This window comes from Chitinophagales bacterium, assembly GCA_041392475.1.
Classification (GTDB): domain Bacteria; phylum Bacteroidota; class Bacteroidia; order Chitinophagales; family UBA2359; genus JAUHXA01.
Window position 1 is genome coordinate 333428 of record JAWKLZ010000003.1, and the last position, 21728, is coordinate 355155.

At 38.1% G+C, this 21728-nt stretch carries 17 protein-coding genes; 4 read left to right on the top strand and 13 right to left on the bottom strand.

Translation table 11 applies throughout. From position 1 onward, the window contains the following. Window positions 1-114 precede the first annotated feature (114 nt). Entirely contained in the window at window positions 115-2322 is a 2208-nt protein-coding gene (locus R3E32_24325; protein ID MEZ4887876.1) for a carboxy terminal-processing peptidase, read from the bottom strand. A gap of 943 nt (window positions 2323-3265) precedes the next feature. Between R3E32_24325 and R3E32_24330 the strand changes: the two genes are divergently transcribed. Continuing rightward, window positions 3266-5953 (top strand): hypothetical protein, encoded by a 2688-nt coding sequence (locus R3E32_24330; GenBank protein ID MEZ4887877.1) that lies wholly within the window; start codon window positions 3266-3268, stop codon window positions 5951-5953. A 94-nt stretch (window positions 5954-6047) separates the two neighbouring features. On the opposite strand, the gene R3E32_24335 is transcribed toward R3E32_24330, so the two are convergent. From R3E32_24335 to rlmD, 11 genes are all read right to left on the bottom strand, one after another. After that, window positions 6048-7454, bottom strand: a complete 1407-nt coding sequence (locus tag R3E32_24335) for a hypothetical protein (protein ID MEZ4887878.1) — start codon at window positions 7452-7454, stop codon at window positions 6048-6050. Between the two features lie 319 nt (window positions 7455-7773). Next, window positions 7774-8439: a GldM family protein gene (locus tag R3E32_24340; GenBank protein MEZ4887879.1), complete on the bottom strand. Its 666-nt coding sequence runs from the start codon at window positions 8437-8439 to the stop codon at window positions 7774-7776. Between the two features lie 12 nt (window positions 8440-8451). Further along, window positions 8452-9126, bottom strand: coding sequence for a GldM family protein (locus tag R3E32_24345; protein ID MEZ4887880.1), 675 nt, complete (start codon window positions 9124-9126; stop codon window positions 8452-8454). An 18-nt stretch (window positions 9127-9144) separates the two neighbouring features. Continuing rightward, window positions 9145-9828, bottom strand: coding sequence for a GldM family protein (locus R3E32_24350; GenBank protein MEZ4887881.1), 684 nt, complete (start codon window positions 9826-9828; stop codon window positions 9145-9147). Window positions 9829-9905: 77 nt separating this feature from the next. After that, the gene (locus R3E32_24355; GenBank protein ID MEZ4887882.1) at window positions 9906-10709 is read right to left on the bottom strand and encodes a phosphatase PAP2 family protein; all 804 of its coding nucleotides are present in this window, start codon (window positions 10707-10709) and stop codon (window positions 9906-9908) included. Between the two features lie 100 nt (window positions 10710-10809). Next, window positions 10810-13191, bottom strand: a complete 2382-nt coding sequence (locus R3E32_24360) for a TonB-dependent receptor (GenBank protein ID MEZ4887883.1) — start codon at window positions 13189-13191, stop codon at window positions 10810-10812. A 52-nt stretch (window positions 13192-13243) separates the two neighbouring features. Continuing rightward, window positions 13244-13858 (bottom strand): HD domain-containing protein, encoded by a 615-nt coding sequence (locus R3E32_24365; protein MEZ4887884.1) that lies wholly within the window; start codon window positions 13856-13858, stop codon window positions 13244-13246. Between the two features lie 14 nt (window positions 13859-13872). Then, window positions 13873-14265, bottom strand: coding sequence for a PepSY-like domain-containing protein (locus R3E32_24370; GenBank protein MEZ4887885.1), 393 nt, complete (start codon window positions 14263-14265; stop codon window positions 13873-13875). Between the two features lie 138 nt (window positions 14266-14403). After that, window positions 14404-16062 (bottom strand): hypothetical protein, encoded by a 1659-nt coding sequence (locus R3E32_24375; GenBank protein ID MEZ4887886.1) that lies wholly within the window; start codon window positions 16060-16062, stop codon window positions 14404-14406. Then, window positions 16062-16598 carry an RNA polymerase sigma factor gene (locus R3E32_24380; GenBank protein ID MEZ4887887.1) on the bottom strand — a complete coding sequence of 179 codons (537 nt, stop codon included), beginning with the start codon at window positions 16596-16598 and terminating at the stop codon, window positions 16062-16064. The genes R3E32_24375 and R3E32_24380 overlap by 1 nt, the downstream gene beginning before the upstream one ends. Before the next feature lie 169 nt (window positions 16599-16767). Next, window positions 16768-18168, bottom strand: coding sequence for a 23S rRNA (uracil(1939)-C(5))-methyltransferase RlmD (gene rlmD, locus R3E32_24385; protein MEZ4887888.1), 1401 nt, complete (start codon window positions 18166-18168; stop codon window positions 16768-16770). A 16-nt stretch (window positions 18169-18184) separates the two neighbouring features. Between rlmD and R3E32_24390 the strand changes: the two genes are divergently transcribed. From R3E32_24390 to R3E32_24400, 3 genes are all read left to right on the top strand, one after another. Beyond that, window positions 18185-20233, top strand: a complete 2049-nt coding sequence (locus R3E32_24390; GenBank protein MEZ4887889.1) for a PP2C family protein-serine/threonine phosphatase — start codon at window positions 18185-18187, stop codon at window positions 20231-20233. A gap of 183 nt (window positions 20234-20416) precedes the next feature. Further along, the gene (locus tag R3E32_24395; protein ID MEZ4887890.1) at window positions 20417-20752 is read left to right on the top strand and encodes an STAS domain-containing protein; all 336 of its coding nucleotides are present in this window, start codon (window positions 20417-20419) and stop codon (window positions 20750-20752) included. Continuing rightward, window positions 20749-21177 carry an ATP-binding protein gene (locus R3E32_24400; protein ID MEZ4887891.1) on the top strand — a complete coding sequence of 143 codons (429 nt, stop codon included), beginning with the start codon at window positions 20749-20751 and terminating at the stop codon, window positions 21175-21177. The genes R3E32_24395 and R3E32_24400 overlap by 4 nt, the downstream gene beginning before the upstream one ends. Here R3E32_24400 and R3E32_24405 read toward each other — a convergent pair. Continuing rightward, window positions 21174-21626, bottom strand: a complete 453-nt coding sequence (locus R3E32_24405; protein ID MEZ4887892.1) for a regulatory protein RecX — start codon at window positions 21624-21626, stop codon at window positions 21174-21176. The genes R3E32_24400 and R3E32_24405 overlap by 4 nt on opposite strands. Window positions 21627-21728: the final 102 nt, after the last annotated feature.

The following is a 21728-nucleotide window of genomic DNA, read 5'->3' on the forward strand; positions in this document are numbered from 1 at the left end:
AAAAAAAATCCCTTTGCAAGTTTTCTGCAAAGGGATTTTTCATTCTATTAAGCAAACTCCATCGTTTGTTTATCAAATCTTATGAGCCTGAGTTTGCGATTTCAATTTGAGTTTTTACTTCGATTCTTCGTGCATATCCTTCAATACTTGCAGTGCTTCGTATAAATACACATCTTTGCCTAAATTTTCATGCCATTCTGCAACAGTTTTTTGCTTGTCTTTATCAGCAGCCATTGCCTCAGCATCCGATTTCAAAGATTCAACTTTCAACCCTTCAATGGATTTTTCAATGTCTTCAAATCGTTTACTTTGTTCCTCAATTTCTACCTGTTGGCGATTGTATTTGTCCAAGCAAAGAGTATAAGAAGACTCTTCACGTTGTTTTTTCAAACGTTGAGCATTTTCTTCAATCAACTGAAAAGTAGGATGATTTGCTACTCTCTTTCGACTATTCACCAATACTTCCTCTCTATTCACGACAGGATGGTCAAATACTTCAAAGTCAGCAGGTGCAATTTCGTCCCACGGCATAGAATAGTCTTGTTCTTTTTCACCCACTTCAATGTAAGCATAAGAATCAGGCAAAACCACATCAGGAATCACACCCTTCAATTGATTTGTACCACCATTGATGCGATAGAATTTTTGGATGGTTAATTTGATAGAACCCAAAGGTTTGAATTCATTGAAGTCACTGCTAATAGATTGGTCCAAATCAATAAAACGCTGAACCGTACCTTTTCCAAAAGTAGCAGAACTGCCTACAATGATTGCTCTACCATAGTCTTGCATAGCCGCTGCCATGATTTCAGAAGCCGAAGCACTGAAAGAGTTGACCAAAATCACCAACTTGCCATCATATTGTACCGTTGGATCCGTATCTCTCAATACCTGCGCTCTACCTTCTTTTTCTTTGACCTGAACAATAGGTCCTTCTTTAATAAACAAACCCGCCATATCTACTACATCTCTAAGCGAACCACCACCATTGTTTCTCAAGTCCAATAGGATGCCATTCACATTCTCCGTCTTCATTTTTGCCAATTCTTTCTTCATATCCTGAAAGCAACTACGTCCTTCAGTGCTATTGAAATCAGCATAAAACTTAGGTAGATAGATATAACCGTATTTATCTGCCGCATCACCTTCTTCGATGATTGCCGATTTGACATACGATTCTTCAATCACTACAATATCTCTCGTAATCACGATTTCTTTAATGCTATTATCAGCTTTTTTAACTGTTAATTTCACATTTGTACCTTTCTTACCTCTAATCAATTGAACCGCATCATCCAAGCGCATCTCTACCACATCTACATCTATGTTCACATCAATTTTATCGTATTTCTTGTCTTTGTAATCCACTTCCTCATCCTTACCCAAATAACTCAACATCATTTTGGCAGCCAATGGACTCAATTCTGCTAATTTGGTATTTACTTGAGATACTTTCAAAATAACATCCTCTGCTTCCAACTCACCTTGTTTCCAAGAAGCACTACCAGGAACAATTTCGCTTACCTTAATAAGGCCATCTTTTTCCTGCAATCTTGCACCAATACCTTCCAAACGACCAGACATTTCGATATCAAAAGTTTCTTTATCTTTTGGAGGGAAATAACCCGTATGTGGGTCATATACAGAGGTTATCGCATTCAGGTAAGTGCTGAGTCGATCACGTTGATCCAATTCGCCAATACGTTTGAACAAACGATTTTGGTTTTCCAATACCTTTTCCCTCGAATCTTTTTCCAATTCTTTGTAAGACTTTCCTTTCAAGGTTTCCTCTCCTTCCTCTTGTTGCTTCAATTTTTCAGACAAACGACTGAGTGTTTGATACTTGAGTAATTGTCTCCACCTTTCTTTCAAGTCCGCTTCATCTTTGGCATAATCCATTTTCTCATAATCGACTTCAATATATTCATCTTTACTAAAGTCAAATGGTTCTGCCAAAATCTCTTTGTAAAATCCCTCAATCAAGGTCGTTCTTGTATTGAGTGTTCTCGTAGAAAGTTCAAAAAAATCATAAGATGCCTTTGCAGCTTCGTTGTCAAGATCATCTTTATATTTATCAAACTCAGCAATGTCTTTCTTTGTAAAAAAGCGTTTATTATAATCTAAGCGCTTCAAATACAAGCCGTAAACCTTTTCTGAAAAATTGTCATCCAGTTCATGTGGTTCATAGTGTACTTGATTTAATCCTTGCAGAATTACCTGTAATAGTATCCTATCCTTTTGTGAGTCATCTGACCCAGTTGTAAAAGCCAAAAGCATAAAAAAAGCTAATGCCAAAAAAGGAATTTTGAATTGAAATTTCATAAGCTAGATATGTTAATCAATGTGTGTTTAGTATCCAAACAATAAAAATAGATAATTATTGGAGAATGTCATCCATTTTTTTGACATCTTCCTTCCATAAAGGTTACAAAAATACTGCCTGAATAGTTTTATAAACAATAGAATGAGGCGATTTGTTGGGCATAATATTTGTTAAAAAAAACTAAATTACTGCAATGTTGTTTAAAATTATATGCTACACCATCACAATACCTATACAAATAGGGAGTTTATATGAATAACTTGTGTAATTTTGCAGAAAATTAATTAAATTTCACTTCGACAAGTATATGAAAGCAGAAGCGTTAGCTTTGAAAAGAAAAATAAATAGATAAGAAAATTCACTAAGTAACGGTCAAAAAATAAGTTGTGTATTTGAAATTTCCAACAATCTGATTTAAGAAGTGGTTTTTTCATTTTAATTCTTATGTTAATTTTTATTCGTTACTAAGGAGATTTGATTGCAGTCATTGTTTTTTTATTTAGTAAAACAAATCCTTGCAATCAGTTGGAGATTTGACAGGAATGTAAAAATAATTAGCTGATTTTGAGAAAAATAAACACTTCTCTTATAAAAGTCAGCAATGTTAAAAATACAACATTTTAGTGTGTTACTTCCAAACTTTAGAAAACCAAGTAACACCCATAAATCATCGAAATACGTGTATAAAAAACAATTAATCAAGTTTTTTAAAATGAATGTGGTTTAATCTTTATAAAAAATAGCCTTATTCACTTATATTGCAACTATCCAAAAATTGCAAAACAATCTTAGAAGTTTTTTATACCAAATTGTTTTGATTTAGACTTAACTTACTTCCCTTCAATATCCAGCACAGTAAACTCATACTGCAATACCTCAATATTATCTAGTGTTTTTCTTGCCCCATATACTTGCCATCAAAAAATAACTTATAGATACATTATGGCAAGAATAAAAGTAACCCCCGCTCCAGAAGCGAGTACCTATTTTATAGATGCAACCAATATCTGTCATTGGGGAAAAGAAATGTCCCTTCAAGCACTCCTACAATTGTTGCTCGAAATCAAACGAAAAAAGCAAAGTTTCTTCTGCATTTTCGATGCGAATACCAGCTATTATATCCCAGACAATGAGAAGAAAATATACAAAAAAATACTAGAACACACAGACTATTTTTACCAAGTCAGTGGTGGAAAACGAGCAGATGATTTCATTTTGGAGTTAGCCGACAGACATGGTTCCGCTGTCATTAGCAACGACAACTACTCCGATCCGAAATACGCAAAATACAAATGGAAAGACCGAGAGGCAGAACCCATGCGTTTGTTTATGGGTGAAGTGATTCCTGTTCCTAGTGGCGATCACCTCATATTATTTGACCTCGATATCAATATTGTCTTAAAAGAAGATGCCAATAAGCTGTATAAAAAGCTGCACCGAATACTATATCCATCAAGAGATACATTTGAAGGAAATGTCAAGTTTGTCAACAACCACAAAGGTTGGGGACGAATTGTCTATTACACAGAAGATGAGGTAAATTTTAGAACTTCTGAACTTCCCCAAACCGTAGAACAAGGACAAAAAGTCAAGTTTGTTATTGAAGAAACTGACAAAGGAGAATATGCTCGAAATATTGAACTTTTGCAGGTAGATGAAATACGCATTAAAGGAAAAGTTACACAATATGATGAAAGTCGAGGAATGGGTGCAATCAAGCCTGAAAGCGGTGGAGGAGAAGATTTATTCTTTTATAAGTCTTATTTTGATGATCCTGAAAATGTTCCGAAGATAAATAAAAATCAGAGGGTGAGTTATGTTTTAGGGACAAACAGCAAGGGCGAATGTGCCAAGAAAATAAAATTGGAAGCCGATGATCCTCGAGATGTTCAAATCAAACTACTCAAAGACCGCAATAAATACTTAGAAGATAAACTACGATCTAAAGAAGATGAATTGAAACGCGTGAAGCAAGATACGACACAAGCTGTACCTGCTGAACGTAGTAAAGATACATCCCCTCAGAATCCTGCTCAGAAAAACAACAAGCAAGAGGAAAAAACAGGGAATAACTTACCACCAAAAAAGCAGGATGATAGACGCAACAAGCCTAAAAAAGGTGGCAAAGATGTGAATGGTAAAAAAGAACATTCAAACAACACTCCAGAAAATCCTACTTCTAAAGAAATACCCAATGAAGAAAAATCATTAGGCAATGAAAGAAGGAAAGAAGAATCAGGTGAACAAAATCGAAACCAGTCTAAAAAAGAGGTGAAAGTAGTCTTGAAAAAGTCTAATAAACCAGAATCGGAAATAGAATTGACAGACACAACTCAGCCAAATGTAGAACAACCTGTTGAAGAGTTGACGGAAAAATCATCAGATGGCAATCAGATTGAAACTCCTGCTAATCAAGTGAACTCACAGGAGAAGCCAAAACCCAAGTTGGTCAAGAAGCCTAAGAAATACAAGCCAAAGGCGGAAATAGAAGTTAATTCTGATTCGACGAAAGAGCCAGATGTTTCTAAAGAAGAAAAGCCCGAAGAAGCGATTGAAGTAGAGCAACCTGCTGCAAAAGTGGAAGAGAGACCCAAACCAAAGTTTGTGAAGAAATCTGACAAGGATGCGCCAGCTGTAGAAGAATCTTCTAAAAAAGAGGAAACTACTGAAATAGAACAACCTGCTGCAAAAGTGGAAGATAGACCCAAGCCGAAGTTTGTGAAGAAATCTGACAAGGATGCGCCAGCAGTAGAGGAATCTTCTAAAAAAGAGGAAACTACCGAAGTGGAACAACCTGCTGCAAAAGCGGAAGAGAGATCCAAGCCGAAGTTTGTGAAGAAATCTGACAAGGATGCGCCAGCAGTAGAAGAATCTTCTAAAAAAGAGGAAACTACCAAAGTAGAACAGCCTGTTGCAAAAGCGGAAGATAGACCCAAGCCAAAGTTTGTGAAGAAATCTGACAAGGATGCACCAAAAGTAGAAGAAACTACTAAATCTGATGGAGCGAATGAGGTGAAACAGCCTGTTAAAAAGGTGAAAACGTCGCCCAAAAAGCAAACACCTAAACCGCTTCCTAAAAAACAGAAACAGGTAGCGAACACTGCTAAGGATGATATAGAAAAGCAGTATTCGAAGTGGTGGAAATCACTTGAGAAACAGTGGCAAATGGCGTTTAATGTGGTTGTAGGAAACGATGAAATTATTGCTAAACCTACTAATCAACAGATTAAAACATTGCTCAAGTCCAAACGATTGAGTTTTTACCGCACTAGTAAAAACAAATTGAGTTTCAAATTGACCAACCTCTCCGGTCTCAGAGAACTAACCGATCTGCAAACCTTAAACATTGCAGAACATGAAATATCCAACCTTAGAGGAACGGAAAAATTGAAGAACCTACAAAGTCTTAATTGCAGTAAGAATCAACTCAAAAACTTGAAAGGAATTGAGTCACTCAAAGCGTTGAAGCAATTTTCTTGTGTCAATAACGAGCTGCAATTCAACAATTTTGCTAATATTGCCAAGCAATTACCCGACCTCGAAAAATTGGATGCACGCAACAATCGCCTCAGCAATGAGGACAAAAAGGCGGTGAAAGAGGCTATGAATAATATTGACGCAAAATTCTAAATGACAGACTGTTAGATTTTGCAGAACAAAAAAAGGGGTTGCCATTTATTCTAATGGCAACCCCTTTTTATATTACTACTTGTTTGTGAATTATTTAACCTTTCAAACTTTGGTGAACCGTGTCCAACAAAATCCTCACCGCCGTAGGTGAACCAGCCTCTGCATACACCCGCAACACAGGCTCAGTACCAGAAGGTCGAATCATGACCCAATCGCCTCCATCTAAGTGAAATTTGAAGCCATCAATCGTTTCCACACGCTCCACCAATCTATTGCCAAAACGCTCGTATTTTCCGTCCTCACAATTTTTCATGATTTCCCACTTCAACTCATTGGAAATGTGTAAATCATCTCGTTCAAAGGTGAAAGCACCTACTTTTTCATAGATTTCGAGAATCAATTCCTCCAACGATTTACCCGTTTTTGCCATCAACTCAATCAACAACAAACCCATCCAGATACCGTCACGTTCAGGAATATGCCCTTTTACTGCAATACCGCCCGATTCTTCACCGCCCAACAATACATCGTCTTCAACCATGATACCGCCAATATATTTGAAGCCAATCTGTGTCACTTGCACTTCCAATCCATAAGCCTCACATAATTTTTTCACCCGATCAGTCACCGAAAAAGCGATGACCACTTTTCCATCCCAACCTTTGATTTTGTGCAAATAATAGATTGCCAACAAAATAACATGGTGAGAATCCACAAAATTACCTTTGCTGTCATACACGCCAATTCTATCCGCATCTCCATCATTCGCAATACCGATTTGAATATCACCGCTGTTTTTGATCAGTTCTGAAAACTCCAACAAGTTTTTATGAATCGGTTCAGGCGCACGTCCGTGAAAGCCAGGATTGTCATCGCAGTGCAAAAAAGTAGCATCAGGCAATAATCTTTGCATCGCACGCTGACCAGCTCCAAACATGGCATCGTATCCCACTTTGATACCCGAATTGCGAATCGCTTCCATATCAAATGCAGTTTCAACATCTTGCACATACATTTCTTCCAAATCTACAATCTCCAACAAACCTTGTGATTTGTAGTCCTCCAAACTTGTATCAGGAATCACCGCTTCATCAGGAATCAACTCCTCCACTTCTGCAATATTTGCAGGAACCATGGGGCCACCAAAACTGGCTTTCAGTTTGTAGCCGTTGTAAGTAGGAGGGTTGTGACTTGCAGTTAAAACCACACCAACACCTGCATTGTACTTCAATGCACCTAAAGAAACCATCGGCGTAGAAACATAACCTTCCGCCATAAACACTTTTACCCCATTCTCGCACAGCACCTTAGCCGTCACTTCTGCAAACATAGGCCCACCAAAACGACAGTCATGCCCCAAAACCGCCTTGGGCGCATCGTATCTTTCCTTCAACCATAGTGCAGTTGCAACTGCTACTCTTGCCACATTGTCCGTTGTATATTCTTTGGCGATGATTGCACGCCAGCCATCTGTACCAAATTTAATTTTGATTGGATCCATGTTTTAAAATTGTTTTTAGATAAAAAATGAGTTTGTGATTGCTAAATACAAAAAATAAACCACAAAGGTAAAACACAAATCTTACATTATTATTTACTCCTCGAAAAGTAAGTGGTTCTGTGACAATTTTTGTGGAAGCAATAAAGACTTCGGAAGTTTCATTTTATAAGAGGTTAATTTTTAGTGAAATAGTTTTTTGATTTTGTAAGCGGCAAACTTCCGAAGTCCCAAATCACAGATTTTGTCAAAGAACCAAGTAAGTTAATTTAATCTATAATAAGTCTTTGAGGTTTTCCTGCTGAATAATATCCATTGCAACTTATTCTACCTTAAATCCTACCTCTTGAAGTTTTCTGATGAAGCCATCAGGCCCGTTTACTTCAATGTCAAAAAAGAAGTACAAATCCTCAACTGCTGTACCTTCAATAAGGCTTTTGACCTCCTCCGAAAAGACCGCTCCTTTGTTCTCCAAAACTATGGAAGGTTCATTTGTTCGGATTCGGGTGACTTTATAGTGCAATACATCGTATCGAGCATCAATGTCAAAATTCAACAAAACAGCAAGAAGCCCTCTTTGTGCTTTCATCTCTCCCATAGATATCACTCCTCCTGCTTTATTTCCCAACATTGGAGTTGGGTTAGGCATCCTTTCCACTCGAAACCTACCCAAGCCCTGCACAACATTTCCTTGCTTATCCCTTCCTTCCAATGATATAGTCACTTCCCCAACTTCAAAAACACGCACAATGTATTGCCCTTTTTGACTGTTTGGTGTAATTTCTCCTTTGTCAATGCTCACTTTAGTCGCTTCAATGGGAATGCCCGAAATAGCTACTGAAATCGGATTGTCCACCCCAATGTGAAGAAGATTCATTTTGTCGGCACTGATAACAGCCAAAACTTCTCTATCCTCCAATGTTTCTTTGAAGAAGAAAGAGGTGAATAGTAGGAAAATGGAAGCAATTAACAAAAGTAAATTTTTCATTGAAGGTAAATTTTATTCTTTGATGGTGAAAGTGAAACTCGGTAATTCTCGTATCAAACTGTCAGGGCCTATTACTCGAAGTTTATCAAAATGATAAGTATCGCCTATCTGGATATCATCGCCAACTTTCAAAATTTCAGGAGAAAATGCTGACCCTTCATTGTAGAAAGTTTTTATTTCTTCCCCTTGTCGAACATACTGTACTTCAAAACTTAGCGCTTCAAATCGGACATCAAAGTCAAAATCCTCTAAAATCGCCAAAAGCCCTCTACCAATTGTTCTTGTTCTATCATAGCTACCAAAAGGATGCCCGGCTATTCGACCTAATACTGCAATAGGGCCAGGAATTCGTTTGACCCGAAATTCACTGGAACTCCAAACTGTATTTCCCTGTTTGTCTTTACCTTCCAAATACACCATGACTTTTCCTACTTCAAAAACACGCACGTAGTATTGCCCTTTTATGTGACTTGGAGAAACTATCCCTTTACTGATACTTACTTTGGTCGCTTCAATGGGAACACCCGAAATTGCTACGGAAATGGGATTGAGTACGCCAATGTAAAAGATATTTACTTTGTCGGTGCTGATAGCAACTAGTCCTTCAATATTTTCTGAGCTGTTATTGAAGTGAAAGGAGGTGAATAGGAGAAAAACGGAGGTGGTAAACAAGAAAATATTTTTCATAATGAAGCAAACTGTTTCTTAATACAATATAAATGATGCAGTTGGTAATTTTCTTGTTATTCCATCAGGACCTTTCACTCGAATATTGTCCAAGTATATCACATTTTCGACTTCTGCCTTTTGAATGAGGTTTTGGGTTCGCTCATTGAAAGTGGAACCTTCATTGTTGGATATATAAAGGTGTTGATAATAAGCAAGCGTAAATTCAAATTCTAAAAGCTGAAATGTTCCATCATAGTCGAAATCCTCCAATTCAACTGTCAATTCTTTTAGTGCTTTCAATGTATCAATGGATAATCTTCCTCCTGTTTTCCCTCCCAATTTTGGAATAGGATCTGGTATTCGCTTGACCCGAAAACCCAATTCTTTCATCACCGTTTTGCCCTGATTCGTCACACCTTCTGCTCGAATCGTTATGCTACCTGGACTATTTACATCCACATTGTAAATACCTATTTTAGCAGTTTGGGAGAGCGTTCCTTTACCCTCCGAAATACTCACTTTGGTCTGTTCAATCGGAACATCTGCCATAGCAACTGAAATCGGATTGTCTGCACCGATATACAGTATATTCATTTTGTCGGCACTGACTACGCCAATTTGATTGCTGGCAGTTGGAGGCGGAGAAAATAGGGTAAAGGACAGATTGAAGGCGGTGAACAATAGGAAAGCTATGGCAAAATATCGAGGCAGCCTTTGCATAAAGGTTTGGTTTGGTGAATGAATTGCGTTTGAAGGATAACACAATTGTAGTATAGGAAATTGTAAATTCCACCATCCTAAAACTTCACCAATACATTCATCCCACTATACTCCAAACTCGGTGAAAACTGCAAACTCGTTCCACCTTCTTTCTTTCGGTGCCATTGAGGAATCAAATACCCAATCGAAGCCCCCACAAGATACCCCACAATTACATCTGTTGGATAATGTTTGCCCGCTTTGTAGCGAAGATAGCCTGTGATAGCAGGAATCATGGCAGCCGTTCCCCAAATCAAAGGTTTCAGTTTGGAATTGGGATGGTAGTCGGTCAAGACCTTTGCAGTGAAAAAACAAAGTGCTGCACTGCCTGAAGTATGCCCCGAAAAGAAAGCCAATTGCGCACTCAAATCTTGTTTTGAGGTAAGAGGCGATTCATCGTTGTAAACCAATGGTCGATAGCGACGGGCAATGTATTTGGTGTAGTCTGTAAGGGCGAGATTGATCAAAACGGTTTCGACAAACATGGTTCCGACAATGAAAGCATCGTTGCGTATAGGCTTGTCTATCAGTAAAGTGAAAGGCAAAGCGGCAGAAGCATACAAGAAATAATCACTTCCTTTTGCAGCCTGAGTCGACCAATTGCGAGTAGCCGAACGGTCAAAACCATTGATGTCGTTTGCATTGACCGCATTGATTTGTTCAATAGTCAATGGCGCAATGTTTTTTTGCTGCAAATTGACCGCTGTTAAACTTCCCACTCCTCCCAATCCCAACAGCAATGTTTCTCTTTTGAAGTTCAACTCGTAGGGGGAATTGTTTTGTGCTGATAAGAGAAGGTTAAAAATCAAGAAAAGAAAAATTAAAACCAATTTGTAGTTCATATCATTTGTTTTGTTTTTGAAGGGAAAAGTTGCCTATTGCAGTTCAAAAAGCCAATAAGAAAGCTCTTTTTCATATAGAATTTCTTGTTTATGCCTCTGTTCAAAACGCCCAACTTGCCCCGATTACAGGCAAAAATCCAAACCAATATTTGTTATCTTCAAAAGGAACATAATTGCCTTCATTGTTCAAGGTCAGATTTCCCTCATCATCAGTTACATCCAAGTCAAACTTCTTCAAATTCTCACGGTTATAGACATTTACCAAATGCAAAAAAGCGGTGATATTCTTGTTTTTTGGGGTTTTGAAATGACGGTTTATTCTCAAATCCATGCGGTGATAGGCAGGGTACAATGTACCATTAAATTCTTTGTGGATTTGGTAAAAATGATATTGGCCATTCGGAAGTATTTTGTAATCGTAAGTATAATCAGTGCGAGGCCAACCTTTGTAGTATTGCCAAGAGAGATTAAAGTGCCATTTTTTGTTGAGGCGGTAGTTGACATCCGCATAAACGGTGTGTCGTTGGTCATTGAGGCGAGGCACTTTGCCTGTCACTTTGGTCAGGAGTCCATCAAATTCAATGTCTTTGATATCGTCCTCCGCCTTTGCCAGCGCATAACTCAGCCACCAAGAAATTTTCTCGCCTTTGTCATACTTCAAAAATAGCTCAATACCCTTTGAAGCCGATCCGTTGTAAATAATCCTTGCATTGTCATTTCGTGCTTCGGGGAAAATCTCCAAATGATCTCGCATATTTTGCCATTGCGGACTGATATTTGACAGGTCTTTATAATATGCTTCTGCCCGAAAATTGATGCCGTTGTTGAACAAATGTTCAAAACTCAACACATAATGCTTCGCCAATTCTGCGGTATTGAAGTCGGTGATGCCATTATTTACATCCAAATTGTTGATGAATTGACTTTGGTAATAATAGCCCCAAGCTCCTCGCAAAAAGGTGTTTTTGCCGAAAGCATAGGCCAAGCTGATTCGAGGACTCACGTTTTGGTCATTGGAATAAGACGTGTAATCAAACCGAAGCCCTGTTTCTGCAATCAGTTTGGGTAAAACTTTGAAGCGGCTCGTCAAATAAATGCCAATTTGCTGACCAGAAGGATGTAGTTCGATTTCGGTAATCTTGTCGTAATCAAAAAGTTCTTGATTAGAGTTGACACGAATTTCATGTAGTTCTCTGAAATAGTTGTAATCAGCTTTGATTTGTTTGGCTTCAAAACCACTTTTCAACAGCAAATTATTGGAAATCTGCCAATTCCAATCTTGCTTCACTCCAAAAAGAGAATAATCTCGTTTATCGGTCAGTGTAAAAGTACCTTTATCTGTCGGTTCGTATTTAAAAAACGAGCCATTTCTATCGTGTTTCACCAAACCCGAATACAACAAAGTACGTGAAAAAAGGTGGGGCGTATGGTAGGAATTCAAAGCCAACCAAGCATAGGTATTGCTGTATTTCGTATCGTTTTTATCGAAGTTCTCCTCTGCAATGTCCCGAATTTTGGTTTTGTCACCCGATTGCAGTACATAAGCCGATAGATTGTGTTTGTCGCCGAGTTGGTAGCTGACCTTTGCCATTGCATCATAAAAAGTCGGCACACTTTCGGTTTCCCCCAAGATTTTGAAAACGGCATCCAACATGCCTCGCCTTGCCGAAAAAATATAGCTTCCTTTGTTGTCTGCAAAAGTTCCGTCCGTATAAACTCTGGCGTTCATCACACTCAATCCTACCGAAGTATGCTTTTCATCATCTTTGATTTTTTTGGTTTGCATGTTGAAAACACCGCTCAAGCGATTTCCATAATCAGCTGAAAATCCACCTGTCATCAACTCGATTCCTTCAATGGTTTCGATATCGACGATACTGAACAATCCACCAGAATAATCCCGCTGATGAAAGGGTTCGTACAATTCCATTCCATCCAAAGTAATCAATACTTCGTCTGCTTCTCCTCCTCTAACGGTGAATTTTGAAGAATAGTCACTCGATGAAACCCCTGGCAGTCGAGCCACGGCACGGGTGATGTCTTCTGCCCATGACATATTTTTGATGTCTTTGCTCGCCAAAGTTTGCCGAGAAGCGATTTTTGTTCCCATAATCGAAAAACTGCCAGGGGTAACCGTCACTTGATTCAACGAAAAAGCTTCTTCCGAAAGCTTGATTTGCCCTACTTTAAGGGTTTGATTGACAGCCAATTCCAAATTTTCAATGCGCTTTTTGGCATAGCCGATGAAGGTCAAAATCAGCGTATATTTTCCTTTGGGTAAATTTTCGATGACAAATTTGCCATTGGAATCTGTCACCGTTCCCGTTTGTGTTTCTTCAATGACAATGTGAACTCCAACAAGCGTTTCCCCTGTTGTTTCGTCCATCAAAATGCCTTGAATCCTACCTTTTTCGGTGGTTTGGGCGAAACTATGTAAGAGGCCCAATAAAACAAAAATGATTGTAAAAGTGAGGTATTTCATAGTAGGGTATGTTTTTAGAATGGTGTTGCGATAGGTTTTGAAGTTGAGTTTACTAAGTTTGCCTTACTTTTTTCCCTCTTTGCTCACGCAAAATTTTTAGATTCAAATCTTTGCGTTTTCTCCATACTTTTTGGGCATAAGGAGTGAAATACTCGTGATTGGTTAAAAATTGAATATTCAAATTGCGCCACTCTTCATCCGTGTAAGTTTTGTTGAGAATTAATTCCCATTCGACTCTAAGCAAGTATTCATAGTCGTCGTAATCTGCAAAAGAAAGATGGTAAAGGTCAGCATCACAGACGATTTGCTGCAATAAGTTCTGAGGCTTTTGTGGCATTTTGGTTGCTTCAATGCAATCAATGACTTGCTGAATGACATCTATTTTTACATCCAAATCCCTCAAAAACTTATAAGCAATGGCTTGACTCACTGCTTCGTGACCTTTGTAAACTATAATATGGCCACTGTCGTGAAACCAAGCGGCCAGCCTTACTATGAGTTTTTCTTCTTTGGTTAGAGGGATATGCTCACAAAGTTTGTCTACACCTTTGGCTACATTTTGGGTATGCTCTAAACTGTGGTAAACCAAGTGAATGGGAAGGTTGTTATTAAAAAGTGTCTCAATATAATTTGTTGTTTTTGAGACAATTGCAGTTGATTTGCTCATGATGCTTATTTTGATTATTTGTCATCATCATTGTCTTTCTTATCGTCTTCTTCTCTTTCTATTTTTTTGAAATTTCCTTCTTTGTCAAAAACCAGTTCTACATTATTGCTCAATTCTACTTCATAGTTTGTATTACTGACTTCTGCTTCTATAATGGTAGCGTCTGCATAGTTGGTGGTAATGTATTGAATGATAGATTCAGGAAGTTGGGATATGTCAATTTTTTTCTCATCTATTTCGTCTTTGCCATTCTCATCGTCAGCTTCTTTTTCATCCTTATCATCATCTTCGTTTGAAGCATTGGATGTTACCTTTTCGTGATTGACATTGGCTGCATTGTTGGAAGAACAGCTTATGATAAAGGCACTTAAAAAACAAAGAAATATAACATTCATTAGATTATTCATGATGCAAAGCTATTTGTTAAGTGATAATTTGTATTGTCTTTTAGTGGTGTAGCTCACTATTAAGGTAGTCCATATTGAAGCCAAAGAGTTGCCCTTATTTTCAATTAGTTTCCGTGTTTATAAAATATTTTGATTGCTTTAAAATTCATAGGTTGCTCCAAATCGTAAACCCTTTGTAGATGGGTAGGCTATGACAGGCAAATTTTCGGTTAATTGTGTCAAATTGCCCATAAAGTAAGGAGCTATTTGCAGTCCTATTCGCTTACTGACTTGATATTGAAGTCCTGTTTCTAATTGGTAGGTCAGATAAATTGGAGGCAAACCTTTTTGGGAATACATCTCCTGTTCTCTAAAAGAAGTATGTGAACTTGAAATATCCAACTCGTTTTCTATCAAAAAATTAACTGCGCCTCCACCTTTGATGTAAAAACTGAGGCGTTTTTCTCCAATGTTGTATTTGGCTGATAATGGAACGCTGATGTAAGAGATTTCTTGCTCAAGTCTAATTGGTACACGAAGAGTGTCTCCTATGTTTGCGCTTGGAAAATGTTGTGCTACATCGTTGATGGCAAATTGAATTTGGTTGTCTGAGTAACTTGTGTAAAATTGGTCGTTGAAGGTCAATGAACCGTCACTGTCAGGGTTTTTGTAAATACCTTCAATTTCTATTCCATCCAAATTCTGGGAATATTTCAAACTGCCTATTCCACCTTCAATTTGTACTCGTGGGTGAACCTTGTAGCCTACTAACAAACCGTATTGCAGCATTTTTGCATCTTCTTTGAATTTACCATTGATTTTTGCCAATTCTTCTCCAATAAAGGAGTCTTCGTATTTGAAGTGGTTTTCTGTTTTACCTGTTTGTAGAAAAGCTATTACAGTTAAGTTTTCTATAATGGGTTTCAAATTCGGCAATTGGATTTTTAGGTGTTTATTTTCTTCTTTTTCTTCAATATCTTTTTTCCATTCATTGCTGTTTTGTCGCTGCAATGCCATCATTTCCAAATCCTTTTCTTCAATCAGCAGAAATGGAAGGGGTTGGATATTGGATATTGGATATTGGAGCTTGGATTGCTCACCTGACATTGGATTATAGAACCCTAAGTTGGAGGGATGCGGAGATTTTTTTAATGCTTGATTTTGTGGATTGTTATTTGTGGAAAATGGCGTTTTTTCTTCCGTTGCTGGGGTTTGATAATCAGTTGTGTTTGTTTTCGCTCTGAAATTTTTGGATTGCTCACTTGGCGTTGGATTTTTGAACGCTGAGACAGAGAGACGAGGAGATTTTTTTTGGCTTGGATTGTTGGATGCTATCCCCTTTTCTTTCAGGCTGTAAGCATCTTGTTTGAAGATGGTTGGAGCGTTGGGTGACTCACTCGAAGTACTGAATGCTGAGTTGGAGAGATGGGTAGTTTTTTTTGTACTTGCATTTGCTGCAATATTTTCATTGTCAGAACTGTAAAGACTGTCTATCTTATTGTTTAATGCATCAATGGTTTGGTTTTGTTGGACGAGTTGTTGCCCTAATAAGGTGATTTTTTGTTGTTGGTTGTTGGAATTGAAAGGTTGAAAGGCAATCAAAACTACACAAATTGCAGCCAATAGCGATTTGAGCAATACGTTTTGATTGCTCAATGCTTGTATTTTATTTTGGAGAGAGTTTACTTCTGAAACTCCTGTGGGCACTATGAAAGGGGCAATGTTTCCCCATGTAGTATCATCGGGATTATCCTCATAGTTTCCCAGAGATTTTCGGAAAAAATCCTCCAAATTGTCGTTGTGTAAATTATCTTCCATTATATGTGTATTTCTTTTTCTATCATTTTTCGCAAAGCTATTTTTGCTTTCCGCAACTGTGTTTTGGAAGTACTCTGTGAAATCTCCAACTGCTCTGCAATTTCTTTGTGGCTATATCCTTCAATGACGTATAAATTGAATACCATTCGATAACCGTCTGGCAATTGCTGAACCATTTTCAACAAAGCTTTTTCTCTAAAAGTGCTGAAAATATTTTCATTGGTTTGGTAAGAATCTTCGATTTCGCTGGTATCTATGTGGGTAAAAAGGTTGCGTTTTTCTCGGCGAATGTGCTTGAGTGCCGTATTGACAATCACTCTCCGCATCCATCCCCCAAAAGGTCCAATAGGTTGGTACTGATGTATATCCCGAAATATTTGGATGAAACCCTCTTGAAAAATGTCGTGTGCCTCAGTTCGAGTTTGTGCATACCGCAAGCATACACCCATCATCTTGCTTTTGTAATTTTCGTACAATTGTTTTTGGGCAGCAGGGTCTCCGTTTTTGCAGGCAGTTATGAGTTGGGACTCGGTCAATGGAACAACTTTTTGATTGATTGAACTTGTGCTTTGATATTAAGGAAGTCCAAAAAGGAATCAAAAAGTTGCCTATTGGATATATTTCTTTTGTGATTCAACTTCTTTTGGAAAAAATCAAACCTTCATATAGCTATTAAAAAACGGCACTTTATTGCAGGGAGAGCCTTTATTTCTTCTTCAATAAAACCACATTTTCAATATGATACGTATGTGGAAACATATCTACGGGCTGTACTTTTTCAATCGAATAAGTCTCCGATAACCACTGCAAATCACGCGCTTGTGTGACAGGATTGCAGCTCACATAAACGATTTTGGCAGGAGCCATTTCTAAAATACGTTCAATCACATCTCGGTGCATTCCTGCTCTCGGCGGGTCTGTCACCAACACATCAGGCACACCATTTGCAGCCACAAAATCACCTCCCAACATTTCCTTTACGTCTCCTGCATAAAAAGCCGTATTGTCCATTTCATTCAATTCTGCATTGAATTTGGCATCCACTATTGCAGCCTCTACTTCTTCAATACCCACTACTTGTTTGCATTGGCGAGCCAAAAACAGCGCAATACTTCCTGTACCTGTATAAAGGTCATACACCAATTCATCGCCCTTCAAATCTGCAAAATCCCGCACCACTTGATACAAACGAACACCTTGATAAGGATTGGTTTGGAAAAAAGACTTAGGGCTAATTTTGTACTTCAAATCTTCAAAAGCCTCAAAAATATAGCCTCGTCCGTGATAAGTTATGATGTCTTGGTCGTAAAGCGTATCGTTCTTTTTTTGATTGACCACATAATGCAAAGAGGTAATCTGTGGAAATTGGCGCAAAATATAGTCGAGTATGGCTTCAATGACCTCTTGTTTGGGTTCTGCCACACTCACAATCACCATCAATTCGCCCAAAGTAGAAGTGCGAATAATCAGGTTGCGAAGAAAGCCTGTATGCTCACGCAAGTCGTAGTAAGTCAGTTCATTTTCTTTAGCATACTTCCGAAATTCGTTGCGGATATCATTGGAAGGTTCACCTTGAAGGTAGCAATGTTCGATGTCCACTACTTTATCAAACAGTCCAGGAACGTGCAAACCTAAGGCATTGCGGTTTTCGATAGGGGTGTCGCTGTTGACTTCCTCCAAACTCAACCAACGCTTGTTGGAGAAAGTGAATTCCATTTTGTTGCGGTAATATTGCGATTTTTCTGCCTGCAAAATGGGAGGCAATGGCGGAAATTCGAGCTTGCCCACTCGTTGAAAAGATTCTTCTACAATAGCTTGTTTGTAGTGCGCTTGTTTTTCGTAAGGCAAATACTGCCATTTGCAGCCCCCACAAACGCCGAAATATTCGCAAAAAGGATCTATTCGGTCAGTAGATGGTTCTTTCATTTCAGACACCTTCCCGATGGCAAAATCTTTGCGGTTCTTAGTGATGTACACATCTGCAATATCGCCTGGAACGGCGTTCTCGACAAAAATAACCTTTCCATCACGTCTAGCCATTCCTTTTCCTTCGGCGGCTATCTTGGTTATTTCGAGTTCTTTGACTATCTTTCGTTTTCTACCCATAAGTCAAAATTACGAAATGATAGCCAAACGCTATAAAATCTATTTGCTTATTAGCATTGTATGTTTTCTGCTGACCCTTGTAGGGGTGCTGGTTCAGGAGCATTTTTTGCTTGTTAATCCATTAACAATAGGGGCGTTATATGGAGTGTCTATTGTGATGCACTTTTTTTCGATGAATGAGTATTACAAGTATGCTACCATTTTTAATGTCGAAAAATTATTTACCCGCATCATCTTAGTAGGGATGGTTTCTTTAGGAATTATTATTTCGGAGCCTGCACTCCCTTATTTAGGTATAGCCAAATTGGATGATACAAAAAGTGTACAAATTATGGATTTGGTGGTTCTTACTGCCGCAATTGTATATTTTTTGGTCAGCATAATGCTTTACCGCAAATTGATTTTTCACCGACGAGACAATACCGTCATCCGTCAGTGGGGTTTGTTTATGATTGTGTTGATGCTTGCACTGATTTCGATGATTGAACATCTGCATCTACCCGAAATTATATGGAAAGTAATACTGATAGCAGGCTCTTTAGTATTTTTTCCTTTGGTTTTTCGTATCAAGTGGATTGCAGAGTTGAAGATACGAGTCAAATTGTTATCTGTATTTTTTCTGCTTACCATTAATTTAATGTCTATTGCGATTATTCAAAAACTGATGGGAATGGGTACGATTGCAGAGGGATTGATAAATCCTTTTTACAGCAATGCGTTCATACTTTTGCTTACGGGGAGTGCAACAGCTTATGGATTGTTGTCTATGTTCGCAGTACTATTCAATATACCTATTTCATCAGTCATCGAAGAACAAAATACCGAAATTCGCAGCTACCAGGAAATGGGTCAAGCTCTGCAAAACCGAGAAAGTGAAGAGAAAATATTTGAGCGATTGTTCAATATATGTTATCAAAATACCCAGAGCAATGCAGGATGGTTAATCCTTCAAAATGAAACAGTTCCACAAACAGTTCACACCTCCAATATTTACCAAGAACAGATTGAACTAATCAATGCAAAAATTGGTTTTCAAGACCTATTGCAGAGTAAAAGTGATGAGAAATCTTACTACCATTTTCCTGATTTGATAAAAGCCAAAGTATTTACCGACAAACAATCCTTGTTTCAGTCACTGATTATCTTCCCAATTTTTGATAAAAACGAACGATTGTTGGCAACCATTTCTTTGATTAAGCCCTTTCCCGATGGGTTTGATGAGTACATGATCAACATGGTGCGAGGCTATATTGACCAATCTAAGTTAGCCTTTGAAAACATTCAATTGTTGCAGGAAACCATCGAATCGGCTCGTTATAAAGAGGAATTGCAGATTGCTCAAAAAGTACAAGCAGATTTGATGCCGCAAACTTTTCCTGAAAGCAAATATTTTGAAATCGCAGCATTTCACGAATCTGCAAAAGAAGTAGGAGGAGACTATTACGACTTCAATCAGCGCAAAAAAGACATGTTGGCTATTGTGATTGGAGATGTGTCGGGCAAAGGAACTTCTGCGGCTTTTCACATGGCGCAAATGAAGGGTATTTTTCAGTCTTTGATACAAGTATCTATTACTCCCAATCATTTTCTGACAATGGCAAACCGAGCTATCTCGAATTGTCTCGAAAAAAAACGGTTCATTACCTTGTTCTATATTATGCTTAACTTTGCAGAACGAAAGCTTGAATACAGTCGAGCCGGTCATTGTCCGATGTTGTATTTCGATAAAGACAGAGAAACCGTTGAGTATCTGACAGGTGACGGAATGGGACTTGGTATTATCCGCAATGATAGCTATCGAAACTTTATTGATGTAAAAGAGCGAATATTGAATGAAGGAGATGTAATCGTATTGTACACAGATGGTTTGGTCGAAGGCCGTAGCTCAAACGAAAATGAACAATATGGTTATAAACGCCTAAAAAAATGCTTGGAAGACAACCACGAAAAAAATGCAGAAGCAATAAAAAATGCTATTTTACAAGATTTTCAGGGTTTCACCGATAGCGAGTTGCACAAAGATGATACTGCATTGTTGGTACTGAAGGTGAAAAATTTGGATTAAACGGGAAAAAAAGGGGTTTGAACAAGAAAAAGTTGAAACCCCTTGGTTCTCACAACTATTTAACAATATTTAAAGGTATTTTTTTACTTAAAAGTTGGAAAAGACGATTTTTTTTTTAAGAAATTGTGCGTTTTTTGGAACTTTTTTATAACATTCAACATATATACTTAGGAGGATAGGTTTATGGAGATAAATGAACATTATCACGAGGAGGTTTTAAGGCTATCTATTGCGGGAGATTTAGACGCAAGCTCAGCGATTGAAATGGATGAAGCAATTAAAAAAGCTTTTGAAAATGAGCGATTTAGAATTGTAGTAGATTGTAAAAGATTGGACTACATTTCTTCAGCGGGTTTGGGTGTGTTTATTTCCTACATTGAAGACTTTCAAAAAAATCAAGGCGCTTTTGTCTTTTGCAATATGAAAAAGCAGGTTTATTCCATTTTTGAACTGCTTGGTCTCCATAACATTTTCAGTATTGTGAAAGATGAAAACGATGCAAAGCTGGCATTTAAATGAAAATCAATTATTCAACACCGTGTTGTACAGATAATCTCTGTCACATACGATCTTTTTTGTCAAAGCAGTTAGACAACACAAATTTGTCGTCAACCGATCGAAATAAGGTGGTTTTGGCAGTAGATGAGGCATGTGCCAATGCCATTATTCATGGGAATGAGTGTGATCAAGGGCGAAGATTGAAGGTAGAATTGGAGATTGGTGATCATAATATACAAGTCGATATTTACGACATTGGCAATTATTGCCCCAATCAAACCGATTTATCTGGACGGGATATACAAGAAAACATTCGTACCCGAAAAAAAGGAGGTCTTGGTTTGATGTTGATGCACAGCATCATGGACACCGTACAGTACCACAGTGATGGAAAAGTCACCGTTTGTTCATTGACCAAAAAATTGAGGACAAGCCCTAATACCTAATCTTTTCCCTCCACAACCTGTGCAATTGCCTTCCAAATCCAATCCGATTCATAGCCTTTTTGCAGCAAAAAACGCATAAGTTTCTGCTTCAACTGCAATGTATGGGTAATATGCTGCAACGTTTCCATTTTCTTTTTGGTTAAATACAGCAATGTTTCCCAATAATCCCCATCCTTGATTTCTTCCTTCAATGCTTCTTCAATAAAACTTTTCGGCACTTGTTTTTGCTTCAATCCCTGCCGTATTTTGATGCGTCCCCACCGCTTCAATCGAAACTTATCGGATGCAAAGATATGGGCAAATCGAAGTTCATCCCAAAATCTTTCATCCGCTAACTGATTCATCACCTCATCAGCTTGTTCGCCCCAACATCCCAAATTACTCAGTTTTTGGCGTATTTCCTGCCCACAACGTTCACGATAAGCGCAATAACGCTGTAATTTGGACAAGACTTGTTCGGGGGAAATGTGTTTGTTGATGATAATTTGAATTTTTTAGATAACAATATAGCAATCCAACCACTTAGCAACTCCAATAAAATAAGTTCCTTG